1 protein-coding gene is annotated in these 331 nt (G+C 36.3%); it reads right to left on the reverse strand.

The annotated features are described in order from the left end of the window. Positions 1–8: 8 nt before the first annotated feature. Positions 9–331: hypothetical protein (locus tag ACYQ2O_RS13030; protein WP_459796816.1), on the reverse strand; the 323-nt coding region annotated here is incomplete at its 5' end.

Consider the following 331-nt stretch of genomic DNA (forward strand, 5'->3'; position numbering starts at 1 on the left):
TGATTATTTTAAAACGGGTGTGTATCCCCTGAGTCATTTGGTGAAAACGCCTGATTTTCCTGAGATTCAAGTACCGATAGAATATCCTCATTAAAGCGATCAAAATATTTTTCCTCTAATTGTGTCCATTTTTCGGGTTTGAAAACAGCAGGATAATAAAAATCTAAATCCAGTTTTGCATGAACATAGAGGTCGTATTCCATTTCGATAGCTGGATATTTTAAAATCCATTTCAACCGATCAATCAAATAATCTTCGGAATACATTTGATCAGTCACCTGGCGAAAGGAGTGGAAGTACACCCTCTGTTCGCTTTCAGTCAATGTTTCAA

The sequence above is a fragment of the Alkalibacterium sp. m-11 genome, from assembly GCF_054658155.1.